This is a genomic window from Neobacillus fumarioli NBRC 102428, from assembly GCF_001591485.1.
GTDB classification, from domain to species: domain Bacteria; phylum Bacillota; class Bacilli; order Bacillales; family Cytobacillaceae; genus Neobacillus; species Neobacillus fumarioli.
Map to the genome: position 1 here is coordinate 1 of NZ_BCUZ01000008.1, position 19434 is coordinate 19434.

Sequence of the window (19434 nt, forward strand, 5' to 3'; positions counted from 1 at the left end):
TGCGCCGATGGTAGTTGGGGCGAAAGCCCCTGTGAGAGTAGGACGCTGCCGGGCACAAAAAGGACAACCTATATAGGTTGTCCTTTTTGTGTTACAAACTTACATTTTTTATTAACTCTAAAGCTGTTTTTCTCAGGAATTTAAGGTTTCTTAATCAAAAGATTTGGGAAAAATCAATAGTAATGAAACATTGCATCTTGAATAAAATTTGAGTATAATTTATGTCAAATATAGTCAAAGTCAGATGGTGAGGGGGTGGGAAGATGAGAAACATCTCCGATATTATTGAAAATTATTTAAAGCAAGTGCTAGAAATGAGCGACGAAGATTTAGTAGAGATAAAACGGAGTGAAGTTGCTGATAAATTTCAATGCGTTCCTTCACAAATCAATTATGTAATTAACACCCGTTTTACGATTGAAAGAGGGTATATTGTAGAAAGTAAACGGGGAGGTGGCGGATATATTCGGATCATTAAGGTAAAGTCCCAAGATTACGCCCAATTAATTGACCATTTGCTTTCCCTTATCAATAACCGAATTAGTCAAACAAATGCAGAAGATGTCATTACCCGCCTCGTAAAGGAGGAGGTAATTACCAACCGGGAAGCGAAAATAATGTTAAGTGTGATTGATCGATCTGTTTTATATATTGATCTCCCGTACCGGGATGAATTAAGGGCGAGAATGTTAAAAGCAATGTTAACGTCGTTAAAATATAAATAATTCTCGCTGCCGGAGAGGTGAAGAAAGATGATTTGCCAAGAATGCAATCAAAGGCCTGCCGCACTTCATTTTACAAAAATTATCAATGGAGAGAAAACTGAATTTCATCTGTGTGAAAAGTGTGCTCAGGAGCATGGAGAAATGTTTATTTTTGGTGGTGATTCAGGTTTTACGATTAATAATTTGCTAGCCGGTTTATTTAGTATTGATCAGTCTTTGCAAAAGCCTGCGCAAAGTCCATTTAGACAAGAGGATATTCTGCAATGTGGTCACTGTTCCATGACATTTCCCCAATTTTTAAAGGTTGGACGTTTTGGATGTGCACATTGTTATGAAACGTTTAAAGATCAGTTAGTACCCGTATTAAAAAGACTGCACAGCGGCAATTGGACACATACAGGCAAGATTCCTGAGAGAATAGGTGGAGAAATCCACCTTAAGAAACAAATTGAAATATTAAAAAATCAATTACAAGAGTGTATTTCTCACGAAGAGTTTGAAAAAGCAGCAAAGATTCGGGATGAAATTCGTATCCTTGAGAAGAAAATTGCCGCAAGCCAAGAAGGAGGGGAATAAATTGTCGCTCGAACATTTTCTTAGTCAAGCGGTAAGCTCCTGGATGAGTGAAGAAGGACCAGATTCAGACATAGTCCTCAGCACAAGAATCCGATTGGCCCGAAACTTTAATAAATATAAACTCCCAACACTTTTTTCTTATGAAGAGGCAAAAAAAGTTATTTATGAGATTGAAGGAGTTTTAAAGCAATCCGACTTTCGTAAATTCGGACTAATGGAATTGCTGCGAATTGACGAAATGCAGCCACTTCAAAAGCGAGTTCTTGTAGAAAAGCATTTAATAAGTCCTCATTTAGCAGAAGATTCACCATATGGCGCTGTATTATTAACCGAAAATGAAGAAGTTAGTATTATGATTAATGAAGAAGATCATCTTCGAATACAATGCTTATTCCCAGGACTGCAATTGGCTGAAGCTTTAAATACAGCTAACGAGGTGGATGATTGGCTTGAGAATCATATTGAATATGCTTTTGATGAAAAATATGGCTATTTGACAAGCTGTCCCACCAATGTTGGTACAGGAATCCGTGCTTCCGTTATGATGCATTTGCCAGGATTAATTCTGACACAGCAAATGAACCGCATCATTCCCGCAATTAACCAATTGGGGCTTGTAGTTAGAGGGATATATGGTGAAGGAAGTGAAGCTCTAGGCAACATTTTCCAAATTTCAAATCAAATTACGCTTGGGAAATCGGAAGAAGATATTTGCCGGGACTTGATGGGGGTTGTCAGTCAATTAATTTCGCAGGAAAGATCAGCACGTGAAGCATTACGAAAAACCTCAAACATACAATTAGAAGATAGGGTATTCAGGTCATTGGGGGTTTTAGAAAATTGCCGAATTATTGAATCAAAAGAGGCAGCCCAGTGTTTATCTGATGTTCGACTAGGAATTGATATGGGCTATATTCAAAATATGTCCAGAACCATACTTAATGAATTAATGATCTTAACACAGCCAGGTTTTCTTCAGCAATATGCCGGCGGCCCATTAAGGCCGTTTGAAAGGGATATCAGACGTGCATCGTTAATTCGTGAACGAATTAAATTGGAATCTCAATAATAGGTGAGGAGGAAGAAAACATGATGTTTGGCCGTTTTACGGAAAGAGCACAAAAAGTTCTTGCATTGGCACAGGAGGAGGCAATCCGCCTAGGACACAATAATATTGGGACAGAGCATATTTTATTAGGATTAGTTCGTGAGGGTGAAGGCATTGCAGCAAAAGCGCTTTATGGTCTTGGATTAGGATCTGATAAAATCCAAAAAGAAGTGGAAAATCTAATCGGCAAAGGGACAGAAACTCCTCAAACTATTCATTATACTCCGAGAGCCAAGAAGGTCATAGAACTTTCCATGGATGAAGCGCGCAAATTAGGGCATTCTTACGTAGGCACAGAGCATATCCTGCTTGGATTAATTCGTGAGGGTGAAGGTGTTGCAGCTCGTGTTTTGAATAATCTTGGAGTAAGCCTGAATAAAGCACGGCAGCAGGTCCTGCAATTGCTCGGCAGCAACGAATCTGGCAGCCATCAGGGCGGTGCATCAGTAAGTGCGAATACGCCGACACTTGACAGTCTTGCCCGAGACTTAACAGCAATTGCCCGTGAAGGCAGTCTTGATCCGGTAATTGGACGCAGCAAAGAAATTCAGCGTGTCATCGAGGTACTCAGCCGAAGAACTAAAAATAATCCTGTTCTAATCGGTGAGCCTGGTGTAGGGAAAACAGCGATTGCTGAAGGGCTGGCTCAACAGATTGTTAATAACGAGGTACCGGAAATTCTCCGCGACAAACGTGTGATGACCCTTGATATGGGTACAGTAGTTGCAGGCACGAAATATCGCGGTGAGTTTGAAGACCGTTTGAAGAAAGTGATGGATGAAATCCGCCAAGCAGGAAATATTATTTTATTTATAGATGAACTTCATACATTAATTGGCGCAGGCGGTGCAGAAGGTGCAATAGATGCATCCAATATTTTAAAACCATCGCTTGCCCGTGGAGAATTGCAATGTATTGGCGCAACAACACTTGATGAATACCGCAAATATATTGAAAAAGATGCGGCATTAGAACGCCGGTTCCAGCCGATCCGCGTCGATGAACCAACCATAGAAGAATCGATTCAAATTCTAGAGGGGCTTCGTGACCGCTACGAAGCACACCATCGCGTATCCATTACGGATGAAGCGATTGAGGCTGCGGTAAAACTGTCAGACCGCTATATTTCAGATCGGTTCCTTCCTGACAAAGCGATTGATTTAATTGATGAAGCAGGCTCTAAGGTCAGACTGCGTTCTTATACAACGCCTCCTAATTTAAAAGAGTTAGAAATCAAACTTGAAGAAGTACGTAAGGAAAAGGATGCTGCTGTTCAAAGTCAAGAGTTTGAAAAAGCTGCATCTTTAAGGGACACGGAGCAGCGGCTTCGTGAACAATTAGAAGAAACGAAAAAATCCTGGAAAGAAAAACAAGGGAAAGAAAATAATGAGGTGACGGTTGAGGATATTGCTAATGTTGTTTCCAGTTGGACTGGAGTGCCTGTTTCCAAGCTTCAGCAAACTGAAACAGCAAGATTACTCAATTTGGAGGAAATTTTACACTCCCGTGTCATAGGACAGGAAGAAGCCGTGAAGGCTGTAGCCAAGGCAGTCCGGAGAGCTAGAGCCGGATTAAAAGATCCAAAACGTCCAATCGGCTCCTTTATCTTCCTTGGTCCAACCGGTGTCGGCAAAACTGAATTGGCAAGAGCATTAGCGGAAGCGATGTTCGGCGATGAGGATGCGATGATTCGTATTGATATGTCCGAATACATGGAAAAGCATTCGACATCTCGTCTCGTCGGTTCTCCTCCAGGATATGTGGGCTATGAGGAAGGCGGACAATTAACGGAAAAGGTTCGCAGAAAGCCGTATTCTGTTATCTTGCTGGATGAAATTGAAAAAGCTCATCCAGATGTGTTCAACATTTTACTGCAAGTGCTTGAAGACGGAAGATTAACAGATTCTAAAGGCAGAACGGTAGATTTCCGAAATACGGTTCTCATTATGACGTCAAACGTTGGAGCTCACGCTTTAAAGCGTAATAAATATGTCGGTTTCAATATCCAGGACACTCAAGACCAGGATTATAAAGACATGAAGGGTAAGGTAATGGAAGAATTGAAGAAGGCATTCCGCCCTGAGTTTTTAAACCGTATTGATGAAATTATTGTGTTCCATGCTTTAGAGAAAAAGCATCTTGAGGAAATTGTTACGTTGTTATCTGACCAGCTGATTAAGAGACTAAAGGAGCAACATATTTCTATTGAGTTAACATCAGCAGCAAAAAGTAAAATCTCCGAGGAAGGATATGACCCAGAATACGGTGCAAGGCCGCTTCGCCGAGCAATTCAAAAGCATATAGAAGACCGGCTTTCCGAGGAGTTGTTAAAAGGTACTTTATTATCAGGACAGCATGTCATTATTGATGTAGAAAACAATGAATTCGTTGTGAAAGCAGCAGAGAAAACTGGAGCCGCCAAATAGCAAGGTTAGGGTAAAATCACCCTAAAGATATCGTAAACAGCTTGAGAGAGGTACACATGAATAAAGTGAAGTCGTGTGCCTCTTTTTTCTATTAATAGGCTTTGGGGAATTAGGCACCAAAAGGAGTATTTTATGGTTAAACGGAAAACAAAGTTTGTATGCCAGGAATGTGGTTATGAATCACCGAAATGGATGGGGAAATGCCCTGGTTGTGGCACTTGGAATAAAATGGTCGAGGAAGTCGAAGTAACCGGAGGGGCCAGAAAAGGTGCTTTTGCTCATTCACAAGGCGGGGCGTTCATTTCCAAGCCTGCCCCGATCACAACCATCGAAACGGTAAACGAGCCGAGAATTCAAACCGATTTGAAGGAATTAAACCGGGTTTTAGGAGGCGGTGTGGTAAAGGGATCGCTTGTGCTGATTGGCGGTGACCCGGGAATTGGGAAATCTACGTTGCTTCTGCAGGTATCTTCTCAGCTTGCAAATAAAGGGCATCAGGTTTTATACATATCTGGCGAAGAATCATTACGACAAACAAAACTAAGGGCTGAACGGCTTAGCATTTCATCCGACAATCTACTTGTTTATGCAGAAACAAATTTAGAAGAAATAAACCGGACGATTGATGGGGTCAAACCTGCGTTCATTATCATTGACTCCATCCAGACAATGTTTCATCCGGATGTTACCTCGGCACCGGGAAGCGTTTCTCAAGTCAGAGAATGTACGGCGGAATTAATGAGAATTGGAAAAACAAAAGGAATTGCAATTTTTATCGTCGGGCATGTTACAAAGGAAGGGTCAATCGCCGGCCCAAGGCTTCTCGAGCATATGGTGGATACTGTTCTTTACTTTGAAGGAGAAAGACACCATACGTATCGAATTTTGCGTGCAGTAAAGAATCGGTTTGGTTCAACAAATGAAATGGGTATCTTTGAAATGAAGGAGTTTGGGCTAGAAGAGGTAGAGAATCCATCGGAAATTTTTCTGGAAGAACGCTCGCAGGGGGCCGCAGGATCAACCGTAGTGGCATCGATGGAGGGAACAAGACCTGTACTTGTGGAAATCCAGGCGCTGATAGCACCTACCAGCTTTGGCAACCCAAGACGAATGGCAACAGGTATTGACTACAATCGTGTTCCGCTTTTAATGGCTGTTTTGGAAAAACGAGTCGGAATGCTGCTTGCAAATCAAGATGCGTATGTAAAGGTAGCCGGTGGTGTGAAATTAGATGAGCCTGCCATTGATTTAGCCATTGCAGTAAGCATTGCCTCGAGCTTCAGAGATCAGCCGACAAGACCGACTGACTGTGTGATTGGAGAGGTCGGTTTAACGGGGGAAGTCAGAAGAGTATCCAGAATCGAGCAGCGCGTTCAGGAAGCCGCGAAATTAGGCTTTGAACGGGTTATTCTTCCTGTAAATAATTTGGGTGGCTGGAAGGGCCCAAAAGGAGTCGAATTGATCGGAGTTTCGTCAGTCAGCGAGGCACTAAAGGCAGCCCTTGGGAGGTAGCAGATGGATCATAAAAAGCTTGTAGAACAGTCTATCACGGATGTTTTGCCATTAGTTGCGCCAGGCACTCCGCTTCGCGAGGGGCTTGATAATGTGTTAAGGGCCAATACTGGTGGACTAATCGTCATTGGTTTTAACGAGAAAGTTCGGAATATTGTTGATGGAGGGTTTGAAATCAATTGTCCATTTTCCCCCAGTTATTTATATGAATTAGCGAAAATGGATGGAGCAATTATCTTAAACGATACCGCCAATAAAATCCTAATCGCCAATGCCCAGCTTGCTCCCGATGCAGAAATTCCATCGACGGAAACAGGTATGCGGCACCGCACGGCAGAACGCACCGCAAAACAAACAAAAGCCTTAGTAATTGCCATTTCTCAAAGAAGAAATGTGATCACCTTGTACCAAGGAAATTTACGCTATGCATTAAAAGATATCGCTGTGATTTTAACAAAGGCGAATCAAGCGATTCAAACACTGGAAAAGTATAAGGTTGTATTAGAACAAAGCATTTCAAATTTAAGTATTTTAGAATTTGAAGAATCTGTGACGTATAATGATTTTTTACTTGTTCTGCATCGGTTTGAAATGGTACTAAAGATTAAGAATGAACTATTGACGCTGTTATATGAGCTTGGAACGGAAGGCCGGCTGATCCGCTTGCAAATGAATGAAATCTTAACGCAGCTAGAGGATGAAATGATGCTGATTATCAAGGATTATGCCTTCGACCGGGATATAAAAGCACGGGATGTACTTAGGAAGATGCAGGCGCTTACAAATAATGGAGCCATTGAGGATTTAGTATTATTGAAACTGCTGGGCTATCTTGGGTATGTTCATCTTGATGAGAATAAGAAACCAAGAGGGTATCGGATCTTAAATAAAATTCCCAGATTGCCTGCCATTATTATTGAAAACCTGATCAACAATTTCGGTACTCTTTCTAATATCTTATTTGCTACAGAACAAGAGCTTGATGAAGTAGAAGGTATTGGAGAAGTCCGTGCAAAGAAGATAAAGGAAGGTTTTAAATTGATTAAAGAGAGGCTTTATATTGACCGCCATTTATAGATCCTCAGCGGTTTTCAGGGATTTTTTTCAAATTATTTGACAGCGATATTTTTCCAATGCTAACCTATTGGAAGTAAGATTTTTACATCTTTGATGTATTTCAAAATAGTTACAATTTGGCAAAATAATTGTCAATTCAAGGTTTCATTTTTACGAATATGTTTATAATGAGTAGAGGAGGTGAAGGAATGTTAAAACGAATTGTGCAAGTTTGCTTCCTGATTATTGGGGGAACTCTGGGGATCTTGTTATTACCCGCTTTGTTCCAAATACTGCATATGAGTGAATTTCCACTCATTACCAATTCATATGTCACTGCTATTATAGGTGCTATCATTTTTTATCTTATTACCTTTTGGGCAGTAGATTACGTGTTTAACTTTATTAAATGGGCTGAAGATTCCTTAGTAAAAGTCCCGGTGACGGATGTGCTATTTGGGAGTGTGGGGCTCATTTTCGGTTTATTGGTTGCCTTTTTAATCGGCTTTGCGTTAAATGCCGTTAAGGTGCCGATTCTAAATGCAGTTGTTCCCATTTTACTGACATTATTATTTGGTTATCTAGGTTTCCAAGTAGGTTTTAAGAAACGGGATGAGCTATTAAGTTTGTTCAGTAAGAGCAGTAGCAAGAGGAAGAATCACGAGGAGGAAAACGAAAAGCCTGCCAGACAATCTTTAAAAATATTGGATACTAGTGTTATTATTGATGGACGTATCGCTGATATTTGCCAGACAGGCTTTCTGGAAGGCACGATCGTTATTCCGCAGTTTGTTCTGGAAGAATTACAGCATATTGCGGATTCTTCGGATGTATTAAAAAGAAACCGAGGCCGGAGAGGTTTGGATATCTTGAATCGAATTCAAAAAGAACTTGCAGTAAAAGTAGAAATTTATGAAGGCGATTTTGAGGAAATCCAAGAAGTAGATTCGAAATTGGTAAAACTGGCTAAGTTAACAAATGGAATTCTCGTGACAAATGATTTTAATTTAAATAAGGTTTGTGAATTACAGAATGTCTTTGTATTAAACATCAATGATTTGGCCAATGCGGTAAAACCGGTGGTTCTCCCGGGAGAGGAGTTAACTGTCCATGTTATCAAGGATGGGAAAGAATATCATCAGGGTGTCGCCTATTTGGATGATGGCACTATGATTGTTGTAGAAGAAGGAAGAGAATACATCGGAAAAAGAATTGATGTACTTGTCACAAGTGTACTGCAGACATCTGCCGGACGGATGATTTTTGCCAAGCCTAAGTTATTAGAAAAGGCATTGTAAGCTAGACAAAGAGAAAAAACAATAGAGTGGGGTTTTTGTATGACTTATCAGGTCATTCTACCGGCTGCCGGCCAGGGAAAAAGAATGGGGGCAGGAAAAAACAAGCTGCTTCTTGAGCTGGATGGGGTTCCTGTCCTTATTCATACATTAAAGGTGTTTGAGCGGGATGATGCATGTGAAGGAGTTATCCTAGCAATAAACCCGCAAGATAAAGGGGAATTTCTAAGGTTATTTAAACAGTATAATATTAAGAAAGTGATCAATATAAGTTTAGGTGGGCCAGAACGGCAGTATAGTATATTTAATGCTTTAAAGACGGTAACAACCAATGGAATTATCCTTGTTCATGATGCAGCCCGTCCTTTTATCAAAATCGAACAAATCCATCGTTTAGTAAAACAAGCTAACGTTTCAGGTGCTGCGGTAATTGGAGTGCCGGCAAAGGACACAATGAAAACAGTAAAAGCTGGATGGGTCGCAGCAACTGTGGATCGTTCAAGCTTGTGGGCTGTGCAAACCCCACAAGCTTTTCGTATGTCCCTGCTTTGGGAAGCATATGAGAAAGCAGAAAGGGACCAATTCCTGGGTACAGATGATGCCAGCTTAGTAGAGCGCTTAAACCATCCTATTGCAATGGTAGAAGGCGATTATGAGAATATCAAATTAACAACACCAGAAGATTTGTACATTGCGGAAGCGATTTTAAAAAAACGACAAAAAGAAAAGTGAAAAGTGCCTTGATCAAGGCGATAGGCTTAAGATTTGAGCCAAGGCGCTGGAAGCTAGACAAAAGGAGTTATTATGATGTTTCGAATTGGACAGGGGTTTGATGTTCATCAATTTGCAGAAGGGCGACCGCTCATTATCGGCGGTGTAACGATACCATATGAAAAAGGGCTCGCCGGTCACTCCGATGCCGATGTATTATTGCATGCTATTTCTGATGCCTGTCTCGGCGCGATTGGAGAAGGTGATATTGGCAAACATTTTCCTGATACAGACCTTAAATTTAAAGGAGCTGACTCTGCCAAGTTAATGGAGCATGTTTGGCAGCTGGTAAAATCAAAGGGCTATGAGCTAGTCAACGCAGACTGTACCATCATTGCCCAAAAGCCGAAAATGGCTCCCTATATTGAGCAAATGTGCACTAGGATTGCAGAATTGCTTGAGGCAGCACCTGAACAAATCAATGTGAAAGCCACAACCACAGAAAGATTAGGCTTTACCGGAAGAGGAGAGGGTATTGCTTCTCAAGCAGTTGTCTTGTTAAAAAAGGCGAATGCATAATGATTTATCTTGCATTGTCGGGCACAAGGAGCAACTGATCGTAATGATCTGATTAGTCCATTCGTGACCCTATAGAATGGTAAAAGTGTACCTTCTGATAGAAGTTTCACTTTATCCGAAAAAATCGTAGTGGTAAAATGAATCAGAATGAATCATTGGGAGGCATAACTTATGGCAAACGAAGTTCGTGTACGGTATGCACCAAGTCCAACCGGACATTTACATATCGGGAATGCCCGTACGGCATTGTTTAATTATTTATTTGCCCGCAATCAAGGCGGGAAATTTATTATCCGTATAGAAGATACAGATAAAAAACGGAATATCGAAGGCGGCGAGGCCAGCCAGTTAAAATATTTGAAATGGCTCGGAATTAATTGGGATGAAAGTGTTGATATCGGCGGTGAATACGGCCCATACCGCCAATCAGAACGAAATGACATCTATGAAAAGTATTACAAACAACTTCTTGAAACCGGGCAGGCATATAAATGCTATTGTACAGAGGAAGAACTTGCAGCGGAACGCGAGGCGCAAATTGCAAGGGGAGAAACGCCGCGTTATTCTGGTAAATGCCGCCATTTGTCCGAGGCTGACCGCGAGCGCTTAGAAAAAGAAGGGCGCAAACCAAGTCTTCGCATTGCGGTTCCTGAAGGAAGAACGTATACATTTGATGATATGGTGAAAGGCACGGTATCCTTTGAATCCGAGGGAATGGGGGACTGGGTGATCGTCAAAAAAGATGGTACACCGACTTATAATTTTGCGGTGGCAATTGATGACCATTTGATGGAAATCTCCCATGTGTTGCGAGGTGATGACCATATTTCCAATACACCAAAGCAATTGATGGTATACGAAGCATTTGACTGGACTCCGCCAATTTTCGGGCATATGACATTGATTGTCAATGAAAGCCGGAGGAAGTTAAGCAAGCGGGATGAGACGATTATACAGTTTATTGAGCAATACGAAGAATTAGGTTATTTGCCTGAGGCATTATTTAACTTTATCACACTTCTGGGATGGTCTCCGGCAGGGGAAGAAGAAATTTACTCCAAGGAAGAGTTTATTAAGATTTTTGACGCCAGCCGTCTGTCGAAATCACCGGCATTATTTGATAAACAAAAGCTTGCTTGGATGAACAATCAATACATGAAGAAAATTGATGTTGACCGCGCGGTTCGCCTTGCTCTTCCACATTTGATCAAGGCAGGCCGGTTAAGTGAACCTCTCACAGAGGAACAAAACCAGTGGGTGCACCATTTAGTCGAACTTCTTCAAGAGAAAATGAGCTATGGAGCGGAAATTGTTGAGCTTTCGGACATGTTCTTTAAAGATGAAATCGAATTTGAGGAAGAAGCGAAAGAAGTTCTTTCAGGCGAGCAGGTTCCGGAAGTATTAAAGGCCTTTTTAGCTGAACTGGACCAGTTGAACAGCTTCCAAGCCGATGAGATCAAGGCCGCAATGAAGGCCGTACAAAAGTCCACTGGTCAAAAAGGCAAAAATTTATTTATGCCAATTCGCGCTGCGGTTACCGGTCAAACGCACGGACCAGATCTGCCTATGACGATTGAATTGTTAGGCAGGGAAAAAATACAATCAAGAATTCAGCAAATTATTAGTTAACATTCAAGATAAAATGTAATATAGTAAAAGAAAGTAATTTTCATACAAGAAAGCGTCGAAGAGGACAAGTAGAAAAATGATGCTTGAAAGAGAGAACCATCACCGGCTGAAAGTGGTTTAGGCCTCTCATTTTTTGAAATGCCCCTCTGAGCCCCATGTCGAAAAAGGTATTGGCCTTAAAGTAGATATGGGCGGGAGATCCCGTTACCATGTAAGAGTGAGGCTAACTATGCAGTTAACAGCCCCGATGTCTTTTCATCTTATTAGCCTAATCAGAGTGGAACCACGCACTTATGCGTCTCTGTCGATCAGACAGGGGCGTTTTTTATTATAAAAAACAAAGGGGGATGGAAATGTTTAAACGGATTAAAGAGGATATCGAGGTTGTTTTTGAGCAGGACCCGGCAGCAAGGAGTTATTTAGAGGTCATCTTAACTTATTCGGGTCTGCATGCGATTTGGGCCCACCGAATTGCCCATGCATTCTATAAACGAAAGTTTTATTTTATTGCGCGGGTGATTTCACAGGTAAGCCGCTTTTTCACAGGAATCGAAATTCATCCCGGAGCGAAAATAGGCAGGAGATTCTTTATTGACCATGGGATGGGCGTTGTTATTGGAGAAACTTGTGAAATTGGAGATAATGTTACCATTTATCAGGGAGTCACATTAGGGGGTACGGGTAAAGAAAAAGGAAAACGACATCCTACTATTAAGGATAATGTTCTCATTTCGACTGGTGCCAAGGTGCTGGGTTCGATTACCGTTGGGGAAAATTCGAAAATTGGCGGCGGTTCAGTTGTGTTGAAAGAAGTCCCGCCAAACTCTACAGTGGTCGGAATTCCAGGAAGGGTCGTAATTCAAGACGGTGTCCGTATTAAGAAAGAAAAAGATTTAAATCATTGCGACCTGCCGGATCCGGAAGCGGACCGCTTTAAACAGATTGAGGAAGAACTGAAACGACTAAGAAGAGAATTAGCAGAATTAAAAGAAGAAAGGAATAAATTCAATGGCCATACAGCTGTATAATACGTTAACACGTAAGAAAGAGACTTTCGTACCGCTGGAAGAAGGAAAGGTAAAAATGTATGTCTGCGGTCCGACTGTTTATAATTATATTCATATCGGCAACGCCCGTCCGGCGATTGTATATGATACGGTTCGCCGTTATTTTGAATACAGGGGCTATGATGTGAAGTATGTTTCCAATTTTACTGATGTTGATGATAAATTGATCCGCGCTGCTCAATCATTAGGGGAGGATGTCCCGACGATTGCAGATCGCTTTATTAACGCCTATTTCGAGGATGTTCAAGCACTTGGGTGCAAAAAGGCTGATGTGCACCCGCGTGTCATGGAAAATATGAATATCATTATTGATTTTATCAGTCAGTTAGTTGAAAAAGGCTATGCCTATGAATCAGAGGGGGATGTTTATTTCCGGACACGCAGTTTTGATGAGTATGGCAAGCTTTCACATCAATCAATTGATGAATTGCGGGTTGGAGCGAGGATTGAACCAGGGAATAAAAAGCAGGATGATCTGGACTTTGCTTTATGGAAGGCAGCAAAACCGGGAGAAATCTATTGGGAAAGTCCATGGGGTCCAGGCAGACCAGGCTGGCATATAGAATGCTCAGCAATGGCAAAAAAATATTTAGGTGACACCATTGATATTCATGCCGGCGGTCAGGATTTGACATTCCCGCATCATGAAAATGAAATTGCCCAATCTGAAGCTCTTACCGGCAAAACCTTCGCCAACTATTGGATGCATAATGGGTATATTAATATTAATAATGAAAAAATGTCTAAATCACTTGGAAACTTCGTATTAGTTCATGACATTATTAAACAGCATAATCCGCAAGTAGTGCGCTTCTTTATGCTGTCGGTTCATTACCGCAATCCGATCAATTACAGCGAGGAATTATTGGAAAGTTCAAAAGCCGCATTTGAACGGTTAATGACCTCCTATCAAAACTTAAAGCACCGTCGGGAGGCAAGCACGAATCTGACTCATGATAATCAGGAATGGCTTGATAAAATAGTGGCATTAAGAGAACAGTTCATTGAGGCAATGGACGATGATTTTAATACCGCACTGGCGATATCTGTTTTATTTGATTTAGCGAAATTAGCCAACTATTATTTACTCGAGAAAAATACGGCTGTTGAAGTGATTGACGCATTTTTGGCAGAATTTAATGAATTATTCCATGTCCTTGGGCTGACATTAAAACAAGATGAAATGCTCGATGAAGAAATTGATGCGCTAATTGAAAAGCGCAACCAGGCTCGCAAGGAACGGAACTTTCAACTTGCTGACCAAATCAGGGACACATTAAAAGAAATGAACATTATTTTAGAGGATACACCTCAAGGCACTAGGTGGAAAAGAGGCTAATCCATGCTGCAATATGATCATTCAGTAGATGCACACCAATTAAACGCCTTAGCTCTTGCTTATATGGGTGACGCTGTGTTCGAAACGTACGTTAGGCGTCACCTGTTGCAAAGTGGACAAGCCCGGCCGCATCAATTGCACCGTAAAGCAACAAAATATGTTTCAGCAAAGGCGCAATGTCAAATCCTGTTCCGGATGATGGATGAGGCGCTTCTAAATGAGGAAGAATTAGCGGTTGTCATGCGCGGTAGAAATGCCAAATCCGGCACTGTCCCAAAAAACACAGATGTACAGACATACCGTTACAGTACCGCATTTGAAGCATTAATTGGCTATTTATATTTAACAAAAAAAGAAGAACGGTTGAACGAACTTGTTTCTAAAGTCTTTTTATATGTTGAGGAACAGAAAGGAGGAAGGACATGAACCAAGAATACATCGTAGGGAAAAATCCGGTAATCGAGGCACTAAAATCTAACCGGGATATTAACAAAATTCTTATTGCAGAAGGCTCACAGCGCGGACAAATGCAACAAATTACCCAGCTGGCAAAAGAAGGAAATGTTCTGGTTCAATACGTGCCGAAGAAAAAACTTGACCAAATAACAGATCAAAATCATCAAGGTGTCCTGGCCTATGTGGCTGCCTATAAGTATGCGGAATTAGATGATTTATTTAACGCCGCGGAAAGGAGAAATGAACTTCCATTCTTTCTCCTATTAGATGAAATTGAAGATCCCCACAATCTTGGGTCCATTATGAGAACGGCTGATGCAGTCGGAGCGCATGGAGTCATTATTCCGAAGCGTAGAGCTGTAGGTTTAACAGCAACTGTCGCCAAGGCATCAACAGGTGCGATTGAATATATTCCGGTTGTCCGTGTCACAAATATGGCTCGAACAATTGATGAGTTAAAGGAGCGCGGCATTTGGATTGCCGGTACGGATGCAAAAGGTAAACAGGATTACCGGGAACTGGATGGCACTTTACCGTTAGGGCTGGTTATTGGCAGTGAGGGTAAAGGCATGGGCAGACTAATTAAAGATAAATGTGATTTTCTTGTTCAATTACCGATGGCAGGTCATGTTACATCATTAAATGCTTCTGTTGCTGCAGCCCTGTTAATGTATGAGGTTTTTCGGAAACGACATGTCCTAGAGGGATAAAAAGCATATGGATATCCTGCTTGTTGACGGATACAACATGATTGGAGCATGGCCTGAGCTTAAAGCACTGAAGGATAAAGATTTGGCAGCGGCAAGGGACAGGCTGGTGGAAAGAATGGCTGAATATCAAGCGGTCACCGGTTTCCGGGTGATCGTTGTATTTGATGCTCATTATGTACAAGGCACAGCTAAAACCTATCAAAATCATGGAATTGAAGTGATTTTTACAAAGGAAAATGAAACAGCTGACGAACGAATCGAAAAAATGGCAATCAGTTTAAATAATCGAAAGACCCAAATACATGTGGCAACATCTGATTATACGGAACAATGGTCCATATTCGGACAAGGGGCACTGCGGAAGTCTGCGCGGGAATTATTGATTGAGATGAATACGATTGAAAAAGTCATTGAAAAGAATGTAAAGGAAATTCAAGAAACAAAACCCGTTTCTAAAATCCCAATAAGCGGTGAATTGGTGGAAATTTTTGAAATGTGGCGCAGAGGGAAGAAATAACCTCGACTGTAAATATTTCCTGATGTATAATAAAACTATCTTTGCTTGTTCGGTGGGGGGATCTTAAATTGAGTACGGACTTTGGAACAAAGATCAACGAAGAATTGTTTCGAATGGAAGATGAAGAAATTGTTGAATTAGTGCACCAAGGTGACAGTGAAGCACTGGATTATTTAATTCACAAGTATCGGAATTTTGTCCGTGCCAAGGCAAGATCCTATTTTTTAATAGGGGCGGACAAAGAGGATATTGTCCAGGAAGGCATGATCGGATTATATAAAGCAATCCGTGACTTCCGTGAGGACAAGCTTACCTCGTTTAAAGCATTTGCCGAGTTATGTATTACCCGCCAAATTATTACAGCTATTAAAACCGCTACAAGGCAGAAGCATATTCCATTAAATTCTTATGTTTCATTGGACAAGCCAATTTATGATGAGGAATCAGACCGGACCTTGATGGATGTGTTATCGGGTGCCAAAGTTCTCGATCCCGAAGAATTGATTATTAACCAGGAAGAATTTGATCATATTGAAGATAAAATGGCTGAATTATTGAGCGACCTAGAACGCAAAGTGTTAGCGCTTTATTTAGACGGGCAATCATATCAAGAAATTTCCGAAGAATTAAACCGTCATGTTAAATCGATAGATAATGCCCTGCAGCGTGTAAAGCGAAAGCTGGAGCGCTATTTAGAAATTCGTGAATTTTCGTTATAATTCCTGCTTGATCGAAGAAATTTGTCGCTTTTTTGATTTATTTTTAATCTTTATTGACAATAATTAGGTGGCATGATACATTTTTAAGGATATTGAAGGTGTCGATTTATGAGTAAAAAAGTGATACTTGCCTGTGCGGATTGCGGTTCCCGCAATTATACAACGGTGAGCCGTGAAACCAAAACAGACAGATTGGAATTGAAAAAGTTTTGCAAAACCTGTTCAACACACACCGTCCACAAAGAAACGAAATAATCTTCCTATATTTTAGCAATTCCATTTACGATAGTTAGGGGGTTGGCAAAAGATGCAGCGCATAAAGAAGTTCTTCAGTGAAATCGCCCGTGAGATGAGAAAAGTCAGCTGGCCTAAACGCGGTGAACTTGTTCGTTCGACGGTAACAGTTTTAACTACAGTAATATTATTCTCCATCTTTTTTGGTGTAATAGATTTGGGCATTTCTAAATTGATTCGTTTAATTCTTGAATAATCGAGAGTAGTTCATGGTATAATGTGATTAATAGAGGAAATTTTATCAAAAAGGCCCGTTTATACGGGTTTTTTATATTGGGGAAATAAGCAATTTCAACTTACAAAACCCAATCATGGAAAAGGTTGTGATTGTTCTTAATAAAGGCAGTATGAGCGAGATTTAAAAGACTTATATGAACGATTCTGCATATTTTTTATAAACTTTCACCCCTTTTCTGACGAACGATAGAATCTCCAACTAAAAAGCAAGGAGGGACGGACGAGTCAGTCCGCTTGAATGGAAAAGAATTGGTATGTTGTTCATACTTACTCTGGTTACGAAAATAAAGTGAAAACCAATTTAGAAAAACGGGTAGAGTCAATGGGAATGACAGATAAGATCTTTCGTGTTGTTGTTCCGGAAGAAGAAGAGACAGAAATTAAAAATGGCAAGAAAAAGGTAGTAAAGCGGAAGGTATTCCCGGGGTATGTCCTTGTAGAATTAGTAATGACCGATGATTCTTGGTACGTAGTGCGGAATACACCAGGGGTCACGGGGTTTGTGGGATCTTCAGGTTCCGGTTCTAAGCCTACGCCGCTCTTGCCGGAAGAAGTATCGGTATTGCTGAAAAGAATGGGTGTTGAAGAAAAACGTGTCGATGTCAATTATGAAATCGGCGAAACTGTTCGGGTAAAAGAAGGCCCATTTGCTAACTTTACTGGCAGCATTGAAGAAATGGATAAGGATAAGGCAAAGCTGAAAGTACTTGTTAATATGTTTGGACGCGATACCCCGGTTGAACTGGACTTTTCGCAAATAGAAAAAATCTAAAGTTTAAAGAAAAATATCTTGATATTGTAAAAAAACTTGAAATCAATTTTAAAAAATGTTACTATTTCATAGGTCAGTATGTCTTAGCGAATTGTTCTAAGATATGACTTGCGTCAAGTTCTTTGTATTTATATATAAAGACTTTGTTGATGAGTGGGAGGGGACTAAGTCTTAAGATGAGGCCCCATTAACCACATCACGGACTTTAAGGAGGTGTGTCTCGTGGCTAAAAAAGTAATTAAAGTGGTAAAATTACAAATCCCAGCTGGTAAAGCAAATCCAGCACCGCCAGTCGGACCTGCACTTGGTCAAGCCGGTGTAAATATCATGGGATTCTGTAAGGAATTTAACGCACGTACAGCAGATCAAGCTGGATTGATCATTCCTGTTGAAATCACGGTATTTGAAGACCGTTCATTTACATTTATTACGAAAACTCCTCCTGCTGCTGTCCTTTTGAAGAAAGCAGCTGGAATCGAGTCTGGTTCAGGCCAGCCTAATCGTAATAAAGTAGCAACAGTTAAGCGTGACAAAGTACGCGAGATTGCGGAACAGAAAATGCCTGATCTAAACGCTGCCAGTGTTGAAGCGGCAATGCGTATGGTTGAAGGTACTGCACGCAGTATGGGTATTGTCATTGAAGACTAATCCATGAAACTGTTTGAAATGGGGGGGTTGCGAAGTTCAAAAGCATTCGCAACCTTTTTAATGGTTAGCTGCGGTGCCAAATCCCTTGGGAATAAAAAGGCGCCTAAGCTTTTCGACGTGGGAGGTCCATTCCGCTAAAACCACAATTCAAGGAGGAAATTAAGATGGCTAAAAGAGGTAAGAAGTATTTAGAAGCTGCCAAGCTTGTAGATCGCTCAAAAGCTTACCCAATTGCAGAAGCAATTGAACTTGCAAAGAAAACAAACTATGCAAAATTTGATGCAACTCTTGAAGTTGCTTTCCGCTTAGGTGTTGATCCTAAGAAGGCTGACCAGCAAATTCGTGGTGCTGTAGTTCTTCCGAACGGAACTGGTAAAACTCAGCGCGTGCTAGTATTTGCAAAAGGCGAAAAAGTAAAAGAAGCAGAAGCTGCTGGTGCTGATTATGTAGGAGATACTGAATACATCAACAAAATTCAACAAGGATGGTTTGAATTTGATGTTATCGTTGCAACTCCTGACATGATGGGTGAGGTCGGTAAATTAGGTCGTATTTTAGGACCAAAAGGTTTAATGCCAAACCCTAAAACAGGTACTGTTACTTTTGATGTAACAAAAGCAGTGAATGAAATTAAAGCAGGTAAAGTTGAGTACCGTGTAGACAAAGCTGGTAATATCCATGTGCCAATCGGTAAGACTTCTTTCGACAACGAAAAGCTTGTTGAAAACTTTACAACAGTATTTGAAACAATGCTGAAAGTAAAACCTGCAGCTGCAAAAGGTACCTATATGAAGAATGTAACTGTTACTTCTACAATGGGACCTGGAATTAAGGTAGATCCATCTACAGTTGCAGCTAGATAATATAGGTGGAAATCACCTGGATAACATTGCTAATTGACAATTACTATTATGTTTTATATAATATGTTTTGTTGTTTAAGTGAATAAACATTTGTACCGTAGACAGCAGGTGCGATTTACGCTTAATTTCCTGCCGAGGTAGTGCGATAGAATAGGAATCCTATTATTCTGCCTCCATGTCTCGGTTTAGATATGG

21 protein-coding genes and 2 other annotated features (1 of these 23 only partly in view) are annotated in these 19434 nt (G+C 40.9%); all 21 genes read left to right on the forward strand.

Annotation, left to right across the window (positions count from 1 at the left end):
• Positions 1-263: 263 nt before the first annotated feature.
• The 21 genes from BFU02S_RS02820 to rplA all read left to right on the forward strand — a co-directional run bounded on the left by BFU02S_RS02820 (position 264) and on the right by rplA (position 19239).
• Entirely contained in the window at positions 264-725 is a 462-nt protein-coding gene (locus BFU02S_RS02820) for a CtsR family transcriptional regulator (protein ID WP_066366260.1), read from the forward strand.
• A gap of 27 nt (positions 726-752) precedes the next feature.
• A complete protein-coding gene (mcsA, locus tag BFU02S_RS02825; RefSeq protein ID WP_066366261.1) occupies positions 753-1301 on the forward strand; it encodes a protein-arginine kinase activator protein McsA in 549 nt (182 codons plus the stop codon).
• A 1-nt stretch (position 1302) separates the two neighbouring features.
• Positions 1303-2370: a protein-arginine kinase McsB gene (gene mcsB, locus BFU02S_RS02830; protein WP_066366262.1), complete on the forward strand. Its 1068-nt coding sequence runs from the start codon at positions 1303-1305 to the stop codon at positions 2368-2370.
• A 20-nt stretch (positions 2371-2390) separates the two neighbouring features.
• On the forward strand, positions 2391-4835 hold the full coding sequence (gene clpC / locus BFU02S_RS02835) for an ATP-dependent protease ATP-binding subunit ClpC (protein WP_066366264.1): 2445 nt from the start codon (positions 2391-2393) through the stop codon (positions 4833-4835).
• 132 nt (positions 4836-4967) lie between these two features.
• Complete coding sequence (gene radA, locus BFU02S_RS02840; protein ID WP_066366265.1) at positions 4968-6347, forward strand: DNA repair protein RadA; 1380 nt, start codon at positions 4968-4970, stop codon at positions 6345-6347.
• 3 nt (positions 6348-6350) lie between these two features.
• Entirely contained in the window at positions 6351-7424 is a 1074-nt protein-coding gene (gene disA / locus BFU02S_RS02845) for a DNA integrity scanning diadenylate cyclase DisA (RefSeq protein WP_066366266.1), read from the forward strand.
• 188 nt (positions 7425-7612) lie between these two features.
• Entirely contained in the window at positions 7613-8701 is a 1089-nt protein-coding gene (locus BFU02S_RS02850; protein ID WP_066366268.1) for a PIN/TRAM domain-containing protein, read from the forward strand.
• Between the two features lie 39 nt (positions 8702-8740).
• The gene (ispD, locus tag BFU02S_RS02855; RefSeq protein WP_066366271.1) at positions 8741-9430 is read left to right on the forward strand and encodes a 2-C-methyl-D-erythritol 4-phosphate cytidylyltransferase; all 690 of its coding nucleotides are present in this window, start codon (positions 8741-8743) and stop codon (positions 9428-9430) included.
• Positions 9431-9505: 75 nt separating this feature from the next.
• Positions 9506-9988: a 2-C-methyl-D-erythritol 2,4-cyclodiphosphate synthase gene (gene ispF / locus BFU02S_RS02860; RefSeq protein WP_066366273.1), complete on the forward strand. Its 483-nt coding sequence runs from the start codon at positions 9506-9508 to the stop codon at positions 9986-9988.
• A gap of 171 nt (positions 9989-10159) precedes the next feature.
• Positions 10160-11617, forward strand: coding sequence for a glutamate--tRNA ligase (gltX, locus tag BFU02S_RS02865; protein ID WP_066366274.1), 1458 nt, complete (start codon positions 10160-10162; stop codon positions 11615-11617).
• Between the two features lie 46 nt (positions 11618-11663).
• Positions 11664-11923: a binding site (T-box leader), on the forward strand.
• Between the two features lie 47 nt (positions 11924-11970).
• Positions 11971-12645, forward strand: coding sequence for a serine O-acetyltransferase (gene cysE, locus BFU02S_RS02870; RefSeq protein WP_066366276.1), 675 nt, complete (start codon positions 11971-11973; stop codon positions 12643-12645).
• On the forward strand, positions 12626-14023 hold the full coding sequence (gene cysS / locus BFU02S_RS02875) for a cysteine--tRNA ligase (RefSeq protein WP_066366278.1): 1398 nt from the start codon (positions 12626-12628) through the stop codon (positions 14021-14023). The genes cysE and cysS overlap by 20 nt, the downstream gene beginning before the upstream one ends.
• A 3-nt stretch (positions 14024-14026) precedes the next feature.
• Entirely contained in the window at positions 14027-14449 is a 423-nt protein-coding gene (locus BFU02S_RS02880; protein WP_066366289.1) for a Mini-ribonuclease 3, read from the forward strand.
• The gene (rlmB, locus tag BFU02S_RS02885; protein ID WP_066366292.1) at positions 14446-15189 is read left to right on the forward strand and encodes a 23S rRNA (guanosine(2251)-2'-O)-methyltransferase RlmB; all 744 of its coding nucleotides are present in this window, start codon (positions 14446-14448) and stop codon (positions 15187-15189) included. Before BFU02S_RS02880 ends, rlmB begins: the two co-directional genes overlap by 4 nt.
• Positions 15190-15196: 7 nt before the next feature.
• Positions 15197-15706: an NYN domain-containing protein gene (locus tag BFU02S_RS02890; protein WP_066366294.1), complete on the forward strand. Its 510-nt coding sequence runs from the start codon at positions 15197-15199 to the stop codon at positions 15704-15706.
• A 68-nt stretch (positions 15707-15774) separates the two neighbouring features.
• Positions 15775-16425, forward strand: a complete 651-nt coding sequence (gene sigH / locus BFU02S_RS02895; protein WP_066366296.1) for an RNA polymerase sporulation sigma factor SigH — start codon at positions 15775-15777, stop codon at positions 16423-16425.
• A gap of 108 nt (positions 16426-16533) precedes the next feature.
• The gene (rpmG, locus tag BFU02S_RS02900; RefSeq protein WP_066366300.1) at positions 16534-16680 is read left to right on the forward strand and encodes a 50S ribosomal protein L33; all 147 of its coding nucleotides are present in this window, start codon (positions 16534-16536) and stop codon (positions 16678-16680) included.
• 52 nt (positions 16681-16732) lie between these two features.
• A complete protein-coding gene (gene secE / locus BFU02S_RS02905; protein WP_066366302.1) occupies positions 16733-16915 on the forward strand; it encodes a preprotein translocase subunit SecE in 183 nt (60 codons plus the stop codon).
• A gap of 279 nt (positions 16916-17194) precedes the next feature.
• Positions 17195-17728, forward strand: coding sequence for a transcription termination/antitermination protein NusG (nusG, locus tag BFU02S_RS02910; protein ID WP_066366307.1), 534 nt, complete (start codon positions 17195-17197; stop codon positions 17726-17728).
• A gap of 222 nt (positions 17729-17950) precedes the next feature.
• Positions 17951-18376, forward strand: coding sequence for a 50S ribosomal protein L11 (gene rplK, locus BFU02S_RS02915; RefSeq protein ID WP_066366308.1), 426 nt, complete (start codon positions 17951-17953; stop codon positions 18374-18376).
• Positions 18377-18540: 164 nt separating this feature from the next.
• On the forward strand, positions 18541-19239 hold the full coding sequence (gene rplA / locus BFU02S_RS02920; protein ID WP_066366310.1) for a 50S ribosomal protein L1: 699 nt from the start codon (positions 18541-18543) through the stop codon (positions 19237-19239).
• Positions 19240-19316: 77 nt separating this feature from the next.
• Positions 19317-19434: a sequence feature (ribosomal protein L10 leader region), on the forward strand (it continues 18 nt past the right edge of the window).

Coding starts and splice junctions, on each gene's coding strand:
- BFU02S_RS02820 (WP_066366260.1), top strand. CDS start 264: ATGAGAAACATCTCCGATATTATTGAAAATTATTTAAAGCAAGTGCTA.
- mcsA (WP_066366261.1), top strand. CDS start 753: ATGATTTGCCAAGAATGCAATCAAAGGCCTGCCGCACTTCATTTTACA.
- clpC (WP_066366264.1), top strand. CDS start 2,391: ATGATGTTTGGCCGTTTTACGGAAAGAGCACAAAAAGTTCTTGCATTG.
- radA (WP_066366265.1), top strand. CDS start 4,968: ATGGTTAAACGGAAAACAAAGTTTGTATGCCAGGAATGTGGTTATGAA.
- disA (WP_066366266.1), top strand. CDS start 6,351: ATGGATCATAAAAAGCTTGTAGAACAGTCTATCACGGATGTTTTGCCA.
- BFU02S_RS02850 (WP_066366268.1), top strand. CDS start 7,613: ATGTTAAAACGAATTGTGCAAGTTTGCTTCCTGATTATTGGGGGAACT.
- ispD (WP_066366271.1), top strand. CDS start 8,741: ATGACTTATCAGGTCATTCTACCGGCTGCCGGCCAGGGAAAAAGAATG.
- ispF (WP_066366273.1), top strand. CDS start 9,506: ATGTTTCGAATTGGACAGGGGTTTGATGTTCATCAATTTGCAGAAGGG.
- gltX (WP_066366274.1), top strand. CDS start 10,160: ATGGCAAACGAAGTTCGTGTACGGTATGCACCAAGTCCAACCGGACAT.
- cysE (WP_066366276.1), top strand. CDS start 11,971: ATGTTTAAACGGATTAAAGAGGATATCGAGGTTGTTTTTGAGCAGGAC.
- cysS (WP_066366278.1), top strand. CDS start 12,626: ATGGCCATACAGCTGTATAATACGTTAACACGTAAGAAAGAGACTTTC.
- BFU02S_RS02880 (WP_066366289.1), top strand. CDS start 14,027: ATGCTGCAATATGATCATTCAGTAGATGCACACCAATTAAACGCCTTA.
- rlmB (WP_066366292.1), top strand. CDS start 14,446: ATGAACCAAGAATACATCGTAGGGAAAAATCCGGTAATCGAGGCACTA.
- BFU02S_RS02890 (WP_066366294.1), top strand. CDS start 15,197: ATGGATATCCTGCTTGTTGACGGATACAACATGATTGGAGCATGGCCT.
- rpmG (WP_066366300.1), top strand. CDS start 16,534: ATGAGTAAAAAAGTGATACTTGCCTGTGCGGATTGCGGTTCCCGCAAT.
- secE (WP_066366302.1), top strand. CDS start 16,733: ATGCAGCGCATAAAGAAGTTCTTCAGTGAAATCGCCCGTGAGATGAGA.
- nusG (WP_066366307.1), top strand. CDS start 17,195: ATGGAAAAGAATTGGTATGTTGTTCATACTTACTCTGGTTACGAAAAT.
- rplA (WP_066366310.1), top strand. CDS start 18,541: ATGGCTAAAAGAGGTAAGAAGTATTTAGAAGCTGCCAAGCTTGTAGAT.